The sequence below is a fragment of the Mycobacterium scrofulaceum genome (assembly GCF_001667885.1).
GTDB classification, from domain to species: Bacteria; Actinomycetota; Actinomycetes; order Mycobacteriales; family Mycobacteriaceae; genus Mycobacterium; species Mycobacterium scrofulaceum_C.
Genome location: NZ_LZJW01000093.1, coordinates 53939 through 70481 on the forward strand (window position 1 = coordinate 53939; position 16543 = coordinate 70481).

A 16543-nucleotide genomic window follows, 5' to 3' on the forward strand; every position below is an offset into this window, starting at 1 on the left:
TCACCGGTGAACCGGTAACACACTCGACGGCGCGGTCGACTCGGTCCGCTCGGGCTCTGCACTGCCGCCTCGGGTCTCATATTCTGACGGCGTGCCGTGGCGCATCGATCCTCAACCGTCGGCCGAACGGTTGCACGCGATCGGCTTCACCGCGTTCCTTGCGATGCTCGCGCTGTACGCCGCGGCCGGACTGCACGCTGGAACCACCGGCCGCGACACGACGCTGAACTGGGTGCTCGGCGCGGCCGCGGTGCTGGCGGCGGTGGTCGCACTCATAGGCCGGCTCCGCGGCTGGCAGGGGCGCCGGGGTTTGCTGGTCGGATGGCCGGTGGCGTCGCTTGCCCTCACTCTCCTCGCCGGGGCCGTCGAACCGGCCGCCACGCGTGATTTTCCCGGCACGATCACGATCACCTTCGCCTACCTCGGACTGACCGGCCGGCGGTGGCGCTCACTGGCCCTGCTCCCGCTCGGGGCGGCGGCGTTCGTCGTGGCCTGCGCGAAACCGCTGCCCGCCTCGACGCTCACCGTGGTGCTGGCCGCGACCATGTGGGTCCTCGTCGCCGAGGTTCCGGCCTGGCTCATCGCCCGGCTCGTCCAGCAGAGTCTGTTGCTTCGCGACATCGCGCAGACCGACGCGTTGACCCAACTGCTGAACCGGAGCACCTTGGCGCACCGGCTGTCACAACACGCCGGCCGGTGCACGGTGGTGCTTGCCGACCTGGACAACTTCAAGCGCTACAACGATCGTCACGGCCACGATGCCGGCGACGAAGTTCTCGTCGCCTTCGCCGACGCACTGCGCCGATCGGCCCGCAAGGACGACATCATTTTCCGCATCGGCGGCGACGAGTTCCTGCTCCTGCTGGTAGGTGCCGACCCTCCCGAGGCCGGCCGGATCCTGGATCGGCTCCGCCGCCACTGGGCCGAGGTCGGCGCGCCGGTCGACTTCAGCGCCGGCATCGCCGCCGGCGAGCACGACGTCATGCGCCTGGCGGACCAGGACATGTACGCCGACAAGCGTGCGCGCGGCCTGGCCGGCCTCGACCCGTCGCACGGCGATTCGACCGCAGTCCCCTAGTCGCCGCGCGGCACCAGGCTGAGCAGCAGGTCCGGCCCGACGCGGTCGACCCCGTCGAAATGCCAGCGCAACGCCCGCGCGATGGTGGGCACCCCGACGTCGTCGACGACGGAGATCGGGCCGCCCAACAGGGTCGGCGCGACATACGCCAGGATGCGGTTGATCGCCCCGGCCCGCAGGAAGGCGCCGGCGAGGGTCGGACCGCCCTCGAGCAGGACGTCGGTGCGATCCGACAGCGCCTTGATCACCTCTGAGGGATCGTGCGTGCGAATCACCATCGTCCGCGAGTCGTCGTTGAGAACCTTTGCCTCCGCAGGTATCTCGCGCATGCCCACCACTACGCGCAGCGGTTGCCGGTCGGCCAGCGAGCCGTCGGGCAACCGGGCCGTCAGCGCCGGATCGTCGGCCAGCACGGTGCCAGTGCCGACCACGATCGCGTCGGCGGCCGCGCGGCGGCGGTGCAGGTCCAGTCGTGAGGCCTCGCTGGAAATCCACTGGCTGGTGCCGTCGGCGGCCGCGCTGCGACCGTCGACGCTGCTGGCGTACTTCCAGGTGACGTGCGGCAGCCCGGTCCGCTGCTTGTGCAGCCACTCCCGCAGCGGCCCGCCGGCCACCTCGTCGGCCAGCACGCCCGCCCGCACCTGTACGCCGGCCTCCGTCAGGCGGGCCGCGCCACCGGCCGCGGCCGGGTTCGGGTCGGTGACGGCGTAGACGACGGCCGCGATGCCGGCCTCGAGAAGGGCGTTCACGCACGGCGGCGTCTTCCCGTAGTGGTTGCACGGCTCGAGGGTGACCACCGCCGTCCCGCCGGCCGCAAGGTCGCCGGCCCGCCGCAGCGCCAACACCTCGGCGTGGTCGCCCCCGGCGGGTTCGGTGCCACCGACGCCGACGACCGTGCCGTCGGCGTCCAGGATGACCGCCCCGACCGGCGGGTTCGGATAGGTGGCGCCTTTGACGTGGAGGGACTGCTCGATCGCCAGGCGCATCGCCGCGTCGAGTCCGTCCATCGGCTGGTTCATCGGCGCAGGTGCGGTGACGCGGCGGCGGCCTGCCCCCGCAGCGCTTCGATCGCGGCCTTCGGGTCCTGTGCGCCGTACACGGCCGACCCGGCGACGAAGCAGTCGACGCCGGCCTCGGCGGCCTGCTCGATGGTGTCGTCGTTGATGCCGCCGTCGATCTCGACCAGGATGGTCAGCTCCCCGGCGTCGATGAGCTTGCGCGCGGTGCGCACCTTGCTCAGCACGTCGGGGATGAAGCTTTGGCCGCCGAAGCCGGGCTCGACCGACATGATGAGCAGCGTGTCGAACTGCGGCAGGATCTCCAGGTACGGCTCCAGCGGGGTTCCCGGCTTGACGCTGATGCCCGCCTTGGCCCCCGCAGCGCGGATGTCGCGCGCCACGCCGACCGGGTTGTCGGTGGCTTCGGCGTGGAAGGTCACGTTGTAGGCGCCGGCCTCGGCGTAGCCGGGCGCCCATCGGTCCGGGTCCTCGATCATCAGATGGCAGTCCATCGGGATGTCCGTGGTGGCCAGCAGGCTTTCGACCACCGGCAGGCCGATCGTCAGGTTCGGCACGAAGTGGTTGTCCATCACGTCGACGTGCAGCCAGTCGGCGCCCACGACCGCGGCCGCCTCGTCGGCTAGCCGCGCGAAATCGGCGGACAGGATGGACGGCGCGATCAGCGGCCTACCGGTGTTGCCAGACATGTGCGCCAGACTACTGAGCGTCGCCGGCGGCTTCACGCCGGCAAGCGGCGCAGCGCGGCGGCGGCGGGGTTCGTCGAGTCGCCGGCGCGCTACTCCGCCTCGCGGCGCAGCGCGGCGGCGGCCGGGTTCGTCGAGTCGCCGGCGCGCTACTCCGCTTCGCGGCGCAGCGCGGCGGCGAACATGGCATCGGTGCCGTGCCGATGCGGCCAGAGCTGGACGTGCGGCCCGTCCCCCAGCCCGGTGACGGGCTCGAACAGCGGGCGGGTGTCCAACGCGGACACCGGATGCCGGCGCAGCGCGTCGGCGACCACGCCGACGGTCTCGGCGAGGTGGGGCGAGCAGGTCGCATAGAGCACCACGCCGCCCGGCCGGGTCAGCGCGATCGCGGCGCCCAGCAGCTCGCGTTGCAACTTGGTGAGCGCGGGCACGTCCGCCGGCTGGCGCCGCCACCGCGCCTCGGGTCGGCGCCGCAGCGCGCCCAGCCCGGTGCATGGCGCGTCGACCAGCACGCGGTCGAAGACCGGCTCGAGCCCGCTTTGCCGGCCGTCGACCCGCAGCACGTCGACCGGCAGGCCGCGGGTGTTCTCGACCACCAGGTCGGCGCGGCGCGGGGCCGACTCCACCGCCGTCACGCGCGCCCCGGACCCGACCCCCAACGCGGCCAGCAGCGCGGTCTTGCCGCCCGGTCCGGCGCACAGATCCAGCCACCGCCCGGTGTCGTCCTCGACCGGCGCCAGCGTCAGGGCCCGCGCCACCAGCTGGCTGCCCTCGTCCTGGACCAGCGCGGCGCCGTCCCGCACCGGGGCCAGCCGCCCCGGGTCGCCGCCCGGCAGGTACACCGCGTACGGCGAATACCGGCCGACCGTGCCACCGACGGCGTCGGCCAGCTCGGCGGCGGTGAGCACACCGGGACGGGCCGCCAGGTGCACCTGCGGGCGTTCGTCGTCACTGGTCAGCACCGCGTCGAGTTCGGCCGCGGCCGCCCCCAGCGCGTCGGCGAACGCCTGCGCGATCCAGCGAGGGTGCGCGTGCACGAAGGCCGCATGACCGACCGGATCCCGCGCCGGGTCGGGCGCCAGCTCCGCGACCCAGGACTTCTCGTCGCGGGCGGCGATGGCGCGCAACACGCCGTTGACGAAACCGGCTCGCGCCGAATCGAATTCGATCCCAGCCTGTTCCACCGTCGTCGAGACCGCGGCATAGGTGTCGACCCGGGTGCGCAGCAACTGGTAGGTGCCCAGCCGCAGCAGATCGAGCAGCACCGGGTCGATGGTGTCCGGCGAGCGGTTGGCGGCGGCGCCGATGACGGCGTCGAGCAGGCCGCGGGTGCGGCAGGTGCCGTAGGTCAACTCGGTGGCGAACGCGGCGTCGCGGCCGCCGATCCCGCGCTCGCGCAGCAGCGCGGGCAGGGCCAGGTTCGCGTAGGCGTCGCGCTCGCTGACCGCCCGCAGCACGTCGAATGCCGCGGCGCGCGCCGGGTCCAGCGGCCGCCGCCGCTTGCCGCGCCCGCGGTCGCTGGGCCGCGGCGGGCTCACGTGGCCCGCGCCGTTGAGTCGAGTCGCGCGCCCCGGGCCCAGTCGACCGCATTCATGAGTTTCTTGCCGGGCGGTTGAATTTCGCCGAGCCGCACGGCCTGCGAGGCCGTGCCGATCCACACGTTCTTGCGGTCGACGCGAATAGCGCCGGGCGCCAACGCTTCTGGGGCGCCCCCGTCGATCCGCACGGGGCCGAGCTTGATCCGCAGGTCGCCGATCATCGTCCAGGCGCCCGGGTTGGGCGTGACCGAGCGGATCCGGCGCTCCACGACCAGCGCCGGCAGGTCCCAACGCACCCGGGCCTGCTCGACGGTGATCTTCGGGGCGATGCTGACCCCATCGGCGGGTTGCGGTCGCGGCGTTAACGTTCGATCTTCGATACCGTCCAGCGTCGTCGACAGCAACGCCGCGCCTGAAACTGCCAGTCGCTCAAGCAGTTCCCCGGCCGTGTCGGTCGGCCGGATCGTCTCGGTGACGACGCCGTAGATGGGTCCGGAGTCCAGGCTGGGCTCGATCTGGAAGGTCGTCGCCCCGGTCACGCTGTCCCCGGCCGCGATCGCCGCCTGCACCGGTGCCGCCCCGCGCCAGGCGGGCAGCAACGAGAAGTGCAGGTTGATCCATCCGTGCGGGGGCACCCCGAGCAGGCCCTCGCGCAGCAACGCGCCGTAGGCCACGACGGCGCAGCAGTCGGGCGCGAGCTCCGCCAGTTCGGCGACGAACTCGTCGGCGTTCGGTCGGGCCGGCCGTAGCAACGGAATGCCCCGCTCGAGCGCTTCACGGGCCACCGGCGACGGCTGCGGCCGGCCGTGTCGCCCGGTAGCCGCGTCGGGCCGGGTGAGCACGGCGATCACCTCGTGCCGCGGCGAGTCGATGAGGCGGCGCAGCGCGGGCAGCGCGGGTTCGGGGGTGCCGGCGAAGACGAGACGCACCGGCACAGTCTAGAAAGCAACCGGCGCCGCCCACCAAAAACTTGCGCCAGTCTATTATTTCTCATGCATACTATTTCTAGTGGTCACCGTCTGTCGTGGTGACCGCACTGCCGTGCTCGTGACAACGAGGTCGAGTGGGCAGCCCTTTCCTTACCTTGAAGGAGGTCTGATGACCCTCGACGCCACCATCAGCGACGCCGCCACGCATCGCACGGTCTGGGCCCTGGGCGACTATGCCCTGATGGCCGAGGAAGTAATGGCCCCGCTGGGCCCGGTCCTGGTCAGGGCCACCGGAATCGGCCCGGGCGTCCGCGTGCTCGACGTCGCCGCCGGCTCCGGAAACATCTCGTTGCCGGCCGCCGCCACGGGCGCCACCGTGGTGTCCAGCGACCTCACCCCCCAGCTGCTGCAACGGTCGCGGGCCCGCGCCGCGGCGCAGGGCCTGACGCTCGACTACCGGGAGGCCAACGCGCACGCGCTGCCCTTCGGCGACGGCGAGTTCGACGTCGTGGTGTCCGCGATCGGCGTGCAGTTCGCCCCCGACCAGCAGCGGGCCGCCGACGAACTGGTCCGGGTCTGCCGTCCGGGCGGGACGATCGGCGTGATCAGCTGGACGCCCGAGGGATTCTTCGGCCGGATGCTCGCCACCATCCGGCCCTACCGGCCCAGCTTGTCGCAGGCCGTACCGCCCGCCGCGCTGTGGGGGCGCGAGGGCTACGTCACCGGCTTGCTGGGTGACCGCGTCGGCCGGGTGACGGCGGTGCGCGGACTGCTCCGGGTGGACCGATTCGACACCGCCGAGGCGGTACACGCCTACTTCAAGAACCACTACGGCCCGACGATCGAGGCCTACACGAACATCGGCCACAACCGCGTGCTGGCCGCCGAGCTGGACGCCCAGCTCGTCGAGCTCGCGCAGCACTACCTCGACCACGGCAGCATGCAGTGGGAGTACCTGCTGGTCACGGCCGAGAAGCGGTAGCTAGAGATCGATCTCGGCGTCCAGGTGCACGTCCGGCTCGCCGCCGGCGGCGGTGAACGCGGTCAGGGCCCGCACCAGCCCGTGGCGCTCCGCCGGCGGCATCTTCTCCACGATCGCCGCGATCTCGGCGCGCCGGTAGGCGGTGACCTGACGCACGACCTCCCGGCCCCGCTTCGTCAGCGCGGCCAGCAGCTCGCGCCGGGACGTCGGGTGCGGGAGGCGGTCGATCAGCCCGGCCGCGACCAGCCGGTCGACCATCCGCCCGGTGGCCGACGGTTGCACCCCGAGCAGGCCGGCCAGGGTGGCGAGGTTCACCGGGCCACGGTTGGACAGGATCACCAGCGTCCGGAACTGCGGAATCGTGATGGTCTCGTCCACCTGCCCGATCGACCGCGCCGAAATGGCGACCAGCAAGCGGGAAGCCGTCAGCAAAGCGTCGGTGATTACGTCCAGCGAATCGTCCGCGGTGGTCACGTTCTCCGCTGCCATCTCGCCCCTTCTCCGGGATCGTCTCCGGCCTGGTGGGGGCTGAAGACCAGGAAGTGTAACAACCTTCCAATGTCGTAGTCAGGCATTATTTCCGACGCATACTATCGCCCCGGGCAGGATTTGGCGAGGTCATCCGATGTGCAACGGGTCGATCTGCACCCGGACCGGCTCGTGGTCCTGGCGGGCCGACAGCACGCTCACGCCGCGGCGCAGCGCCGCGGCCAGCGCGAGCCCCTGCTCCCGGCGGGCGCGCACCAGCATCCTGGTCACCGGCACACCGGCGGGGGTCCCCGCCGGGCGGCGCACGCCCGCCGGCAAATCGACCGGACCCAGCACCTCGGCGCCCTCCGGCAACCCGGCCTCATCGAGCAGCGCCGTCACCGCCTCGGCGGCGCCGTCCAAGGCCGCCATGTGCACGCTCGGCGGCAGGCCCACCTCCGCCCGGGCCGCCAGATCGGCCTCGGCGTGACCCACCGGGTCCCAGCGGATCAGCGATTGCACTGTGGGAATTGACGATTCGGCCACCGCCAGCACCACCCCGCCGTCGCCGCGGGCGCGAACGAGCGCCGCCGCGCTCATCCAGCGCCACAGCGCGTCCTCCGCGGCGCGCAGGTCCTGCCGGCCCAGCAGCGCCCAGGTATCCAGTAGCAGGGCCGCTCCGTAACCGCCCGCCGCGGCGGGCTCCGCCCCCGGGGTCGCCACCACCAACGCCGGGGCCGCGGCCACCTCCGGCACGACGCCCTCGCCCGACGAGGTCACCACCGCCGTGCCGGGGAATGCGCGGCCGAGCTCCTCGGCGGTGCGGCGGGCCCCGACGACCACGGCGCGCACCGCGTCCGACCCGCAGCGCGCGCAGCGCCGCGTCGGCTCGGTCCGCCCGCACCACCGGCAGAGCAGCGCCGGGCCGCCCTCCTGCAGGGACAGGGGTCCCGTGCAGTGCCGGCACCGGGCGATGGTGCGGCAGCGCGCGCAGGCCAGGGACGGCACGTATCCGCGCCGCGGCACCTGCACCAGCACCGGCGCCCCGGCCTGCAGCGACGATCGGGCGGCGCGCAGCGCGATCGACGGGATGCGCGCGGTCCGCGCGGCGGGGTCGCGTTCGTCGGCGTAACCCGTGTCGTCGAGGGCGACCACTCGCGGCGTGCGGGCGCGCACCACCGCCCGGGCCGCGACGATGTCGTGCGCCCACCCGCTGCGCACCAGCGCCTGCGCTTCGGCGGTGCGCGCGTAGCCCCCGATCATCGCCGCGCACCGGGCCTGGTGGGCGCGCAGCATCGCCACCTCGCGGGCGTGCGGGTACGGCGCCCGCGGCTCGGCCAGGCTGTCGTCCGCGTCGGCCCACACCATGACCAGGCCCAGGTCGCTCAGTGGCGCGAAAGCCGCACTGCGAGTGCCGATCACCAGCCTGGCCTGACCGCGCAGCGCCGCGAGCCACCGCCGGTAGCGGGCGGCCGGCCCCAGGCCGGCCGACAGCGCCGCCACGCCGCTCTCGTCGATCCGGGCGGTCGCGGCCCGCAACAGCGAGTCCAGGTCGCGCTGGTCGGGCACGATCGCCAGCACCGACCGTCCGGCGCGGATTGTCTGCGCGGCGGCCTCGGCGAGGCGGTCCGCCCACGACTCCCCGGGCAGCGCCTGCCACACGGCCCGCGCGGCCCGGGACTCGGCCAGAGCGTCCAGGAACTGGGCGCCCCGCCCGTAGACCGCCCACGCCGACGGGTCGACCGGCGCGGGCAGCGGCAGCCGGACCGCCGCGGCGGGTTCGCGCTCCACGCGGGCGTGCCGGGCCGGGACCGCCAGCCGCAGCACGTCCGGCCGGGTCCCGGCGTAGCGCGCCGCGACCGCGTCGACCAGCCGGCAGATCTCCGGGGTCAGCACCGGTTCGGCCGACACGACACGGTCCAGATAGCCGAGCTTGCCGTGATGGTCGGTGTCGTTGCGGCGCTCCAGCACGAACGCGTCGACCAGCCGACCGTGAAACCGCACCCGCACCCGCACCCCCGGCTGGGCGTCGTCGGACTGCTCGGCCGACACCAGGTAATCGAACTCGCGATCCAGGTGCGGCACCGAAAGCATCGGCAGCACCCGGGCGATGGGCTCGACCTGAACCGGTGTGCGCGCGGTGCCGTTCAACGCGCTCTCATGGCCCGGCTGGTGCTCACTCCCCTACCGTCCGGCTCAGCTTTCGGCCGGGGTCTCGGCGGCGGCCGGTGTTTCACGACCGAAGAAGAACCCGGCCGTCATCAGGATCAGCGCCGCGGCGTAGGACCACCAGATCGGCACCGCCAGCGCCTCGTTGCCGAGGATGAAGCGGGCGATCGCGATCAGCGAGTCGGACGCCGCGAAACACACCGCCCCCACCGCCGTCCAGATCGTCGGCAGCTTGGCCACCAGGGCGGCGCACACCATCGCGGTCAGCACCAGGATGTAGGCCGTCACCGGGAGCGTCAGCTTGCCCAGGTGTGGCCAGAACCAGGCCAGCAGCGCGACGGTGGCCAGGCACATGGCGACCACGGCGGCGATGCGCCACCGCGACGGGCGCCGAGCCGCGAGGGGCAGCAGCGCACCCAGAAAACACAAGTGCGCCAACAGGAATGCGCCCAGGCCCACGACAAACGACTGGGTCCACCACGGGATCGCCAGCGCCCAGTCACCGATGGCCGACAGCAGCAGCGCCGGCATCAGCCACCGCCGCTCGCGGACGACGGCGTGGCCCGCCGCGGCGACCGTCAGCAACAACGCCATCGACGCCTTGAACAGCGGCTGCAGCACCCAGTGCCCGGTCAGCTCGGCCCCGGGCTCCGAACCCAACGCCAGCACCGTCAGGTACACGCCGTAGCCGAGGGCCGCCCAGCCGGCCAGCACCCAGCCGCCGAACATCAGCCGAGGTGCGTACGGTACGTCCATGCCCAGCTTGGACAACACAGCCGACGAAAAGCCCGCTATCGACCCCATCCTGCAGAAGGTACTGGATGCGGTTCCCTTCCGGCTATCCACCGAGGACGGCGTCGACGCCGCGCGGCAGCGGTTCCGCGACCTGCCCCGCCGGGCCCTGCATCCCGAGTTGCGCGTCGAGGACCGCGACATCCCCGGTCCCGAAGGGTCGATCGGCCTTCGAATCTATTGGCCACCAATCGAATCCGAGAGCGCTGCGCCGCCCGTCGTGCTGTACTTTCACGGCGGCGGCTTCGTGGTCGGCGACCTCGACAGTTACGACGGAACGGCCCGCCAGCACGCGGTCGGCGCCGACGCGATCGTGGTCTCCGTCGACTACCGGTTGGCGCCGGAGCACCCCTATCCCGCCGCCATCGAAGACGCTTGGGCCGCAACGCTTTGGGCCGCCGAGCACGCCGCCGAGCTGGGCGGTGACCCGAACCGGATGGGCGTGGCCGGGGACTCGGCCGGCGGCACGATCAGCGCGGTGATGGCGCATCGGGCGCGCGACCACGGCGCACCGGCCCTCGCGTTCCAGCTGTTGTGGTACCCGTCGACGATGTGGGACGCCTCCCTGCCGTCCTTCACCGAAAACGCGGGCGCGCCGATCCTCGACGTCAAGGCCGTCGCCGAGTTCTCACGTTGGTACGCGGGCGAAGTCGACCTGTCCGACCCGCCGCCGGGCATGGCGCCCGGGCGGGCCCGCGACGTGTCCAACCTGCCGGCCGCCTACATCGCCGTCGCGGGTTACGACCCGCTGCGCGACGACGGCATCCGGTACGGCGAACGGTTGGCGGCCGCCGGCGTGACCGTCGAGGTGCACAACGCCGAGACGCTGGTGCACGGCTACCTCGGCTACGGCGGCGTGGTACCCGCGGCCACCGCCGCGATGGAACGCGGGCTGACGGCCCTGCGAACGGGGCTACGCCGGTGACGCCGGAGCGTACGGTGAATCCATGACGGAGCCCACCTTCGCCCGACCGGGGATCGACCCGGCGTTCAAGGCGTTGCTCGACGCCTTTCCGATGACCTTCACCGCAGCCGACGGCGTAGCGACCGCGCGCTCGCGGCTACGGATGCTCAAGGTGCCGGACGAAATGCTGCCCGAGCTGCGCATCGAGGACCGCACGATCGGACACGGCGACATCACCGATGTCGGGGTGCGCATCTACTGGCCGCCCCTGGAACCGGAGGAGCCGCTGCCCGTCGTCGTCTTCTATCACGGCGGCGGGTTCTGCCTCGGCGACCTCGACACCCACGATCCCCTCGCCCGCGCGCACGCCGTCGGCGCCGAGGCCATCGTGGTGTCCGTCGACTACCGGCTCGCCCCCGAACACCCGTTCCCGGCCGGCGTGCACGACTCGTGGGCGGCGTTGCAGTGGGTCGCCGAGAACGCCGCCGAGCTGGGCGGCGACCCGGGCCGGATCGCCGTCGCGGGCGACTCGGCCGGCGGCAACCTGGCCGCCGTGATGGCGCACCTGGCCAGCGCGAACGACGGCCCGGAGTTGAGCTTCCAGCTGCTGTGGTATCCGGTCGTCACCGCCGACCTGTCGCTGCCGTCCTACACGGAGAACGCCAACGCGCCGATCCTCGACCGCGACGTGATCGACGCCTTCCTGTCCTGGTATCTGCCCGACATCGACATCAGCGACCCGACCGCGCTGCCCACCACCCTGGCGCCGGCGAACGCGACGGACCTGTCCGGGCTGCCGCCCGCGTACATCGCGACCGCCGAACACGATCCGCTGCGCGACGACGGGGCCCGCTACGCCGAGCTGCTGGACGCCGCCGGCGTGCCCGCGGAACTGAGCAACGAGCCCAACCTGGTGCACGGCTACGCCAGCTTCGCGCTGGTGATCCCCGCGGCCTCCGCTGCCACCGACCGCGGGCTGGCCGCGCTGAAAAAGGCGCTACACCCCTAGGCGGTCACGATGAGCAGCACTCCCGACTACCACACGTTGATCGTCGGCGCCGGCTTCTCCGGGATCGGCGCCGCCATCAAGCTCGACGACGCCGGGCTGTCCGACTACCTCGTCATCGAAGCGGGCGACGGGGTCGGCGGGACGTGGCATTGGAACACCTATCCCGGTATCGCCGTGGACATCCCGTCGTTTTCCTACCAGTTCTCCTTCGAGCAGAGCCCGGACTGGTCGCGCACCTACGCGCGCGGCCGCGAACTCAAGGCCTACGCCGAACACTGCGTCGACAAATACGGCATCCGGTCGCGAATCCGGTTGAACACCAAGGTGCAATCCGCCGAGTTCGACGACGAACGGTCGCTGTGGCGGGTGCAGACCGACCCGGGGGGCACGGTCACCGCCCGCTTCCTGATCAGTGCCTGCGGCGTCCTGACCGTCCCCAACCTGCCCGACATCGACGGCGTCGACAGCTTCGACGGCGTCACCATGCACACCGCGCGCTGGGATCACGACCAGGACCTGAGCGGCAAGCGCGTCGCGATCATCGGCACCGGCGCCTCGGCGGTGCAAGTCATTCCCGAAATCGCACCGATCGTCAAGCAGCTCACCGTCTTTCAGCGCACGCCGATCTGGTGCTTCCCCAAGCTGGACGTCGCGTTGCCGGCGCCGGCCCGCTGGGCGATGCGGGTGCCCGGCGGCAAGATCGTGCAGCGGCTGCTCAGCCAGGCCTTCGTCGAGGTCACCTTCCCGATCTCCGCGCACTACTTCACGGTGGTGCCGCTGGCCAAGAGGATGGAGTCGGCGGGGCTGGCCTACCTCCGCAAGCAGGTGCACGACCCGACGGTGCGCGACCAGCTCACCCCCCGCTACGCCGTCGGCTGCAAGCGGCCCGGCTTCCACAACGAGTACCTGGGCACGTTCAACCGGGACAACGTGCGGCTGGTCACCGAGCCGATCGACAAGATCACGCCCACGGCGGTGGCCACCACCGACGGCGAAGCCCACGAGATCGACGTGCTGATCCTGGCCACCGGCTTCAAGGTGATGGATCCCGACGACGTCCCGACGTTCGCGGTCACCGGCAGCGGCGGCAAGTCCCTGAGCCGGTTCTGGGACGAACACCGGCTGCAGGCCTACGAGGGTGTCAGCGTGCCCGACTTCCCCAACCTGTTCACGGTTTTCGGCCCGTACGGCTACGTGGGCTCGTCGTATTTCGCGCTGATCGAGACGCAGACCCACCACATCGTGCGGTGCCTGAAACGGGCGCGGCGCGACGGCGCGACTCGCGTGGAGGTCACCGAGGAGGCCAACGACCGGTACTTCGCCGAGATGCTGCGGCGACGGCACCGGCAGATCTTCTGGCAGGACAGCTGCCGGCTGGCCAACAGCTACTACTTCGACAAGAACGGCGACGTGCCGTTGCGCCCCACCACCACGGTGGAGGCCTACTGGCGCAGCCGGCGCTTCGACCTCGACGACTACCGATTCACCGGGTAGGTCCGCTTACCGGGCCGCACCGAAAAACCCGGTGCTGGTTGTCACAGCCCGGCGCTAGGCTGCACGCGTGGCCAAGGAGTTTCCGCGTCTCGACGAGTCGCTCACCGAGTTCATCAACGACCAGGCCATGTTCTTCGTCGCCACCGCGCCGTCCGAGGGCGGCCGAATCAACCTCTCCCCCAAGGGTTATCGAGACACCTTCGCGGTGATCGACGACCACACCGTCGCCTACCTGGACCTGTTCGGCAGCGGCGTGGAAACCATTGCCCATTTGCGGGACAACGGCCGGATCACCATCATGTTCTGCTCGTTCACCCGCAACTCGCGCATCCTGCGCCTGTTCGGCCGGGGCCGGGTGGTCCGCCCCGACGACGCCGAGTTCGGCGACCTCGTGGGCCGTTTCGGGAGTCCGCACGCGGGCGTGCGCGCCGTCGTCGTCGTCGACCTGGAGCGGATCGCGGACGCCTGCGGGTTCGCGGTGCCGTACTACGAGCTCGTCGACGAACGCCGGGTGCTCGACGACTACCACAGCAAGGCGCCCGACGAGGCCTACGTTCGTCTCGTCGGGCGCAACCGGCGCAGCATCGACGGGTTGCCGGCGTTGGACGCCGACCACCCGGTGCCTAGATCGCGCGCTTGAGCTCGTCGACCTTGTCGAGCCGCTCCCAGGGCAGGTCGACGTCGGTGCGGCCGAAGTGCCCGTACGCGGCGGTCTGCGCGTAGATCGGGCGCAGCAGGTCCAGGTCGCGCACGATTGCGCCGGGCCGCAGGTCGAACACCTCGGGCACGATCTTCTCGATCTTGACCGGGTCGACCGTCGCGGTGCCGAAGGTCTCGATGAACAACCCGACCGGGGCGGCTTTCCCGATGGCGTAGGCCACCTGCACCTCGACCCGCTCGGCCAGCCCGGCGGCGACGATGTTCTTGGCCACCCAGCGCATCGCGTACGCCGCCGAGCGGTCCACCTTCGACGGGTCCTTGCCGGAGAAGGCGCCGCCGCCGTGGCGGGCCCAGCCGCCGTAGGTGTCGACGATGATCTTTCGGCCGGTCAGCCCCGCGTCGCCCATCGGGCCACCGACGACGAACTTGCCGGTCGGGTTGATCAGCACCCGCGTCCCCGACGAGTCGAGGGTGTCGTGCGCCAGCTCGGCCAGTACGGCCTTGATCACGTGCTCGCGCAGGTCGGGATCGAGCGTGTTTTCCAGGTCGATGTCGGCCGCGTGCTGGGTGGAGATCACCACGGTGTCCAGCCGGACCGGGACGTCGTCCTCGTAGGCGATGGTGACCTGGGTCTTGCCGTCCGGGCGCAGGTATCCCAGCGTGCCGTTCTTGCGCACCTCGGTCAGCTTCCGCGACAGCCGGTGGGCCAGCGCGATGGGGAGCGGCATGAGCTCGGGGGTGTCGGCGATCGCGTAGCCGAACATCAGGCCCTGGTCGCCGGCGCCCTGGGAGTCCAGCGGGTCCGCGGCGCCCTCGACGCGCGCCTCGTGGGCGGTGTCGACGCCCTGGGCGATGTCGGGTGACTGGGCGCCGATGCCGATGTTCACCCCGCACGACGCCCCGTCGAAGCCCTTGTCCGACGAGTCGTAGCCGATGTCGAGGATGCGGGCGCGGACCGTGTTGGTGATGTCGGCGAACGCTTCCTTCGCGGTCGTCGTCACCTCGCCGACGACATGCACCTGACCGGTGGTGACCAGCGTCTCGACCGCGACACGTGAGCGGGGGTCCTGCGCCAGCAAGGCGTCGAGAACCGAGTCGCTGATCGCGTCACAGATCTTGTCGGGATGTCCCTCAGTCACCGACTCACTGGTAAACAGGCGACCCTTTTCGCTCACAATCGAATCCTTCCGAATAGTTAGTTAACCGAATCATATCGGCCGGCATCGGGCCGGCTGGCGCCTGGCCCCACGCCACAGCAAACCGAACCGTATTACCCGCCGCCGTGCAGGAACGTGGCGATCGCATCCACGATACGACTGGCCATCAGCGTCTTGGAGCCGTGTTGCAGCGCCGACTCGGTGCCGTCGGAGGCCAGCAGCCAGCCGTCGTTGCTGTCCACCTCGAACGCCCTGCCGTCGCCGACCGCGTTGACCACCAACAGGTCGCAGCCCTTGCGGCGCAGCTTGGCGCGGGCGTGAAACAGCACATCGCCGTTGGCATCGCCCGTTTCGGCGGCGAACCCCACGATGGCCCGCAGGTTGGGCAGCTCGCCGCTGGCGCGCGCCCGCACCGCGCCCGCGAGCACGTCGTCGTTGCGGACCAGCTCGATCGTCGGTGGGCGTTCCTGATCGTCCGAGCTCTTTTTGATCTTGGCGGCGGAAACCTGTGCGGGCCGGAAGTCGGCGACGGCCGCCGCCATCACCAGCACGTCGGCCGCGGGCGCGTGCTTGGCCACCGCGTCGCCGAGTTGCTCGGCCGAGCTGACGTGGACCACCTCGACGCCGGCCGGGTCGATCAGCCCCGCGGTGTGCCCGGCGATCAGCGTGACCTCGGCGCCGCGCTGGGCGGCGACGCGGGCCACCGCGTAGCCCTGCTTGCCGGAGCTGCGATTGCCGATGAAACGCACGGGGTCGATCGGTTCGCGGGTGCCGCCGGCGGTGACCAGCAGCTTGCAGCCGGCGAGGTCGTACGGGAGCGCGTCGTGGCGTTCCAGCAGCAGCTGGGCCAGCGTGGTGATCTCCTCGGCCTCGGGCAGCCGGCCGGAGCCGCTGTCGGCGCCGGTGAGCCGCCCGGACGCCGGTTCCAGCACCACCGCGCCGCGACGGCGCAGGGTGGCCACGTTGTCGACGGTGGCCGGGTGCAACCACATCTCGGTGTGCATGGCAGGCGCGAACAGCACCGGGCACCGGGCGGTGAGCAGGGTGGCGGTCAGCAGGTCATCGGCGCGGCCGTGCACCGCGCGGGCGAGCAGGTCAGCGGTGGCCGGCGCCACCAACACCAGGTCGGCCTGCTGGCCGATCTGGACGTGCGGCACTTCCGGGACGTTCTCGAAGATGCCGGTGTGCACCGGCTGGCCGGAGAGCGCCTCGAACGTGGCGGCCCCGACGAACCGCAGCGCGGATTCGGTGGGGATGACGCGGACCAGATGGCCGGCCTCGGAGAGCTGACGAACGACCGTGCACGCCTTGTAGGCGGCGATGCCACCGGAGACGCCGACGACAATCCGTTTGCGGTCCACAGCGACCGGCCCCGCCCTGTTACTCGCCCTCGGTGTGCTCGAGCAGGTCGGCGTGGATCTCGCGCAGCGCGATCGACAGCGGCTTCTCCTGAAGCCCCGGCTCGACCAGCGGCCCAACGTATTCGAGGATGCCCTCGCCGAGCTGGTTGTAGTAGTCGTTGATCTGACGGGCCCGCTTGGCGGCGTAGATCACCAGGGCGTACTTGCTCGACACGCGGTCCAGCAGCTCGTCGATGGGCGGGTTGGTGATGCCCAGCGGGGTGTCGTAGGCGCCCTGGCCTCCGGCCGATGGGTCGAACC

General features: G+C 71.6%; 16 protein-coding genes. 6 read left to right on the top strand and 10 right to left on the bottom strand.

Going from position 1 to position 16543, the window contains the following annotated elements; genetic code table 11:
• Positions 1-91 precede the first annotated feature (91 nt).
• Positions 92-1078, top strand: coding sequence for a GGDEF domain-containing protein (locus A5681_RS14715; RefSeq protein ID WP_067275859.1), 987 nt, complete (start codon positions 92-94; stop codon positions 1076-1078).
• On the opposite strand, the gene ribD is transcribed toward A5681_RS14715, so the two are convergent.
• The 4 genes from ribD to fmt form a co-directional block, all read right to left on the bottom strand.
• A complete protein-coding gene (ribD, locus tag A5681_RS14720) occupies positions 1075-2097 on the bottom strand; it encodes a bifunctional diaminohydroxyphosphoribosylaminopyrimidine deaminase/5-amino-6-(5-phosphoribosylamino)uracil reductase RibD (RefSeq protein ID WP_067275862.1) in 1023 nt (340 codons plus the stop codon). The two genes, A5681_RS14715 and ribD, sit on opposite strands and share 4 nt — an antisense overlap.
• Positions 2094-2783 carry a ribulose-phosphate 3-epimerase gene (gene rpe, locus A5681_RS14725; RefSeq protein ID WP_067275865.1) on the bottom strand — a complete coding sequence of 230 codons (690 nt, stop codon included), beginning with the start codon at positions 2781-2783 and terminating at the stop codon, positions 2094-2096. The genes ribD and rpe overlap by 4 nt, the downstream gene beginning before the upstream one ends.
• 146 nt (positions 2784-2929) lie before the next feature.
• Positions 2930-4318, bottom strand: coding sequence for an RsmB/NOP family class I SAM-dependent RNA methyltransferase (locus tag A5681_RS14730; RefSeq protein WP_067275868.1), 1389 nt, complete (start codon positions 4316-4318; stop codon positions 2930-2932).
• Positions 4315-5247: a methionyl-tRNA formyltransferase gene (gene fmt / locus A5681_RS14735; protein WP_067275917.1), complete on the bottom strand. Its 933-nt coding sequence runs from the start codon at positions 5245-5247 to the stop codon at positions 4315-4317. The genes A5681_RS14730 and fmt overlap by 4 nt, the downstream gene beginning before the upstream one ends.
• A 169-nt stretch (positions 5248-5416) precedes the next feature.
• Between fmt and A5681_RS14740 the strand changes: the two genes are divergently transcribed.
• Positions 5417-6229 (top strand): class I SAM-dependent methyltransferase, encoded by an 813-nt coding sequence (locus tag A5681_RS14740; protein WP_067275874.1) that lies wholly within the window; start codon positions 5417-5419, stop codon positions 6227-6229.
• Here A5681_RS14740 and A5681_RS14745 read toward each other — a convergent pair whose 3' ends face one another.
• The 3 genes from A5681_RS14745 to A5681_RS14755 form a co-directional block, all read right to left on the bottom strand.
• Complete coding sequence (locus tag A5681_RS14745) at positions 6230-6718, bottom strand: MarR family winged helix-turn-helix transcriptional regulator (RefSeq protein WP_067275877.1); 489 nt, start codon at positions 6716-6718, stop codon at positions 6230-6232. It lies immediately after the preceding gene.
• 129 nt (positions 6719-6847) lie between these two features.
• Positions 6848-8791 (bottom strand): primosomal protein N', encoded by a 1944-nt coding sequence (locus A5681_RS14750; RefSeq protein WP_067275920.1) that lies wholly within the window; start codon positions 8789-8791, stop codon positions 6848-6850.
• 102 nt (positions 8792-8893) lie between these two features.
• Positions 8894-9622, bottom strand: coding sequence for a lysoplasmalogenase (locus A5681_RS14755; protein WP_067275880.1), 729 nt, complete (start codon positions 9620-9622; stop codon positions 8894-8896).
• Here A5681_RS14755 and A5681_RS14760 point away from each other — a divergent pair.
• From A5681_RS14760 to A5681_RS14775, 4 genes are all read left to right on the top strand, one after another.
• A complete protein-coding gene (locus A5681_RS14760; protein ID WP_067275883.1) occupies positions 9621-10583 on the top strand; it encodes an alpha/beta hydrolase in 963 nt (320 codons plus the stop codon). The two genes, A5681_RS14755 and A5681_RS14760, sit on opposite strands and share 2 nt — an antisense overlap.
• A 22-nt stretch (positions 10584-10605) precedes the next feature.
• Positions 10606-11571 (top strand): alpha/beta hydrolase, encoded by a 966-nt coding sequence (locus A5681_RS14765; protein WP_067275887.1) that lies wholly within the window; start codon positions 10606-10608, stop codon positions 11569-11571.
• 9 nt (positions 11572-11580) lie between these two features.
• Positions 11581-13065, top strand: a complete 1485-nt coding sequence (locus tag A5681_RS14770) for a flavin-containing monooxygenase (protein WP_067275891.1) — start codon at positions 11581-11583, stop codon at positions 13063-13065.
• Positions 13066-13132: 67 nt separating this feature from the next.
• A complete protein-coding gene (locus tag A5681_RS14775; protein WP_067275895.1) occupies positions 13133-13705 on the top strand; it encodes a pyridoxamine 5'-phosphate oxidase family protein in 573 nt (190 codons plus the stop codon).
• On the opposite strand, the gene metK is transcribed toward A5681_RS14775, so the two are convergent.
• The 3 genes from metK to rpoZ all read right to left on the bottom strand — a co-directional run.
• Entirely contained in the window at positions 13689-14900 is a 1212-nt protein-coding gene (gene metK / locus A5681_RS14780; RefSeq protein ID WP_067275898.1) for a methionine adenosyltransferase, read from the bottom strand. The two genes, A5681_RS14775 and metK, sit on opposite strands and share 17 nt — an antisense overlap.
• Before the next feature lie 95 nt (positions 14901-14995).
• On the bottom strand, positions 14996-16243 hold the full coding sequence (coaBC, locus tag A5681_RS14785) for a bifunctional phosphopantothenoylcysteine decarboxylase/phosphopantothenate--cysteine ligase CoaBC (protein WP_067275902.1): 1248 nt from the start codon (positions 16241-16243) through the stop codon (positions 14996-14998).
• A gap of 19 nt (positions 16244-16262) precedes the next feature.
• On the bottom strand, positions 16263-16543 hold a 281-nt coding region (gene rpoZ, locus A5681_RS14790; protein WP_067275905.1), incomplete at its 5' end, for a DNA-directed RNA polymerase subunit omega.

What these genes read in the sequence shown, in the direction of transcription:
- ribD (WP_067275862.1), bottom strand. Translation starts at nt 2,097, where the DNA reads ATGAACCAGCCGATGGACGGACTCGACGCGGCGATGCGCCTGGCGATC.
- rpe (WP_067275865.1), bottom strand. Translation starts at nt 2,783, where the DNA reads ATGTCTGGCAACACCGGTAGGCCGCTGATCGCGCCGTCCATCCTGTCC.
- A5681_RS14740 (WP_067275874.1), top strand. Translation starts at nt 5,417, where the DNA reads ATGACCCTCGACGCCACCATCAGCGACGCCGCCACGCATCGCACGGTC.
- A5681_RS14745 (WP_067275877.1), bottom strand. Translation starts at nt 6,718, where the DNA reads ATGGCAGCGGAGAACGTGACCACCGCGGACGATTCGCTGGACGTAATC.
- A5681_RS14750 (WP_067275920.1), bottom strand. Translation starts at nt 8,791, where the DNA reads ATGCTTTCGGTGCCGCACCTGGATCGCGAGTTCGATTACCTGGTGTCG.
- A5681_RS14760 (WP_067275883.1), top strand. Translation starts at nt 9,621, where the DNA reads ATGCCCAGCTTGGACAACACAGCCGACGAAAAGCCCGCTATCGACCCC.
- A5681_RS14755 (WP_067275880.1), bottom strand. Translation starts at nt 9,622, where the DNA reads ATGGACGTACCGTACGCACCTCGGCTGATGTTCGGCGGCTGGGTGCTG.
- A5681_RS14765 (WP_067275887.1), top strand. Translation starts at nt 10,606, where the DNA reads ATGACGGAGCCCACCTTCGCCCGACCGGGGATCGACCCGGCGTTCAAG.
- A5681_RS14770 (WP_067275891.1), top strand. Translation starts at nt 11,581, where the DNA reads ATGAGCAGCACTCCCGACTACCACACGTTGATCGTCGGCGCCGGCTTC.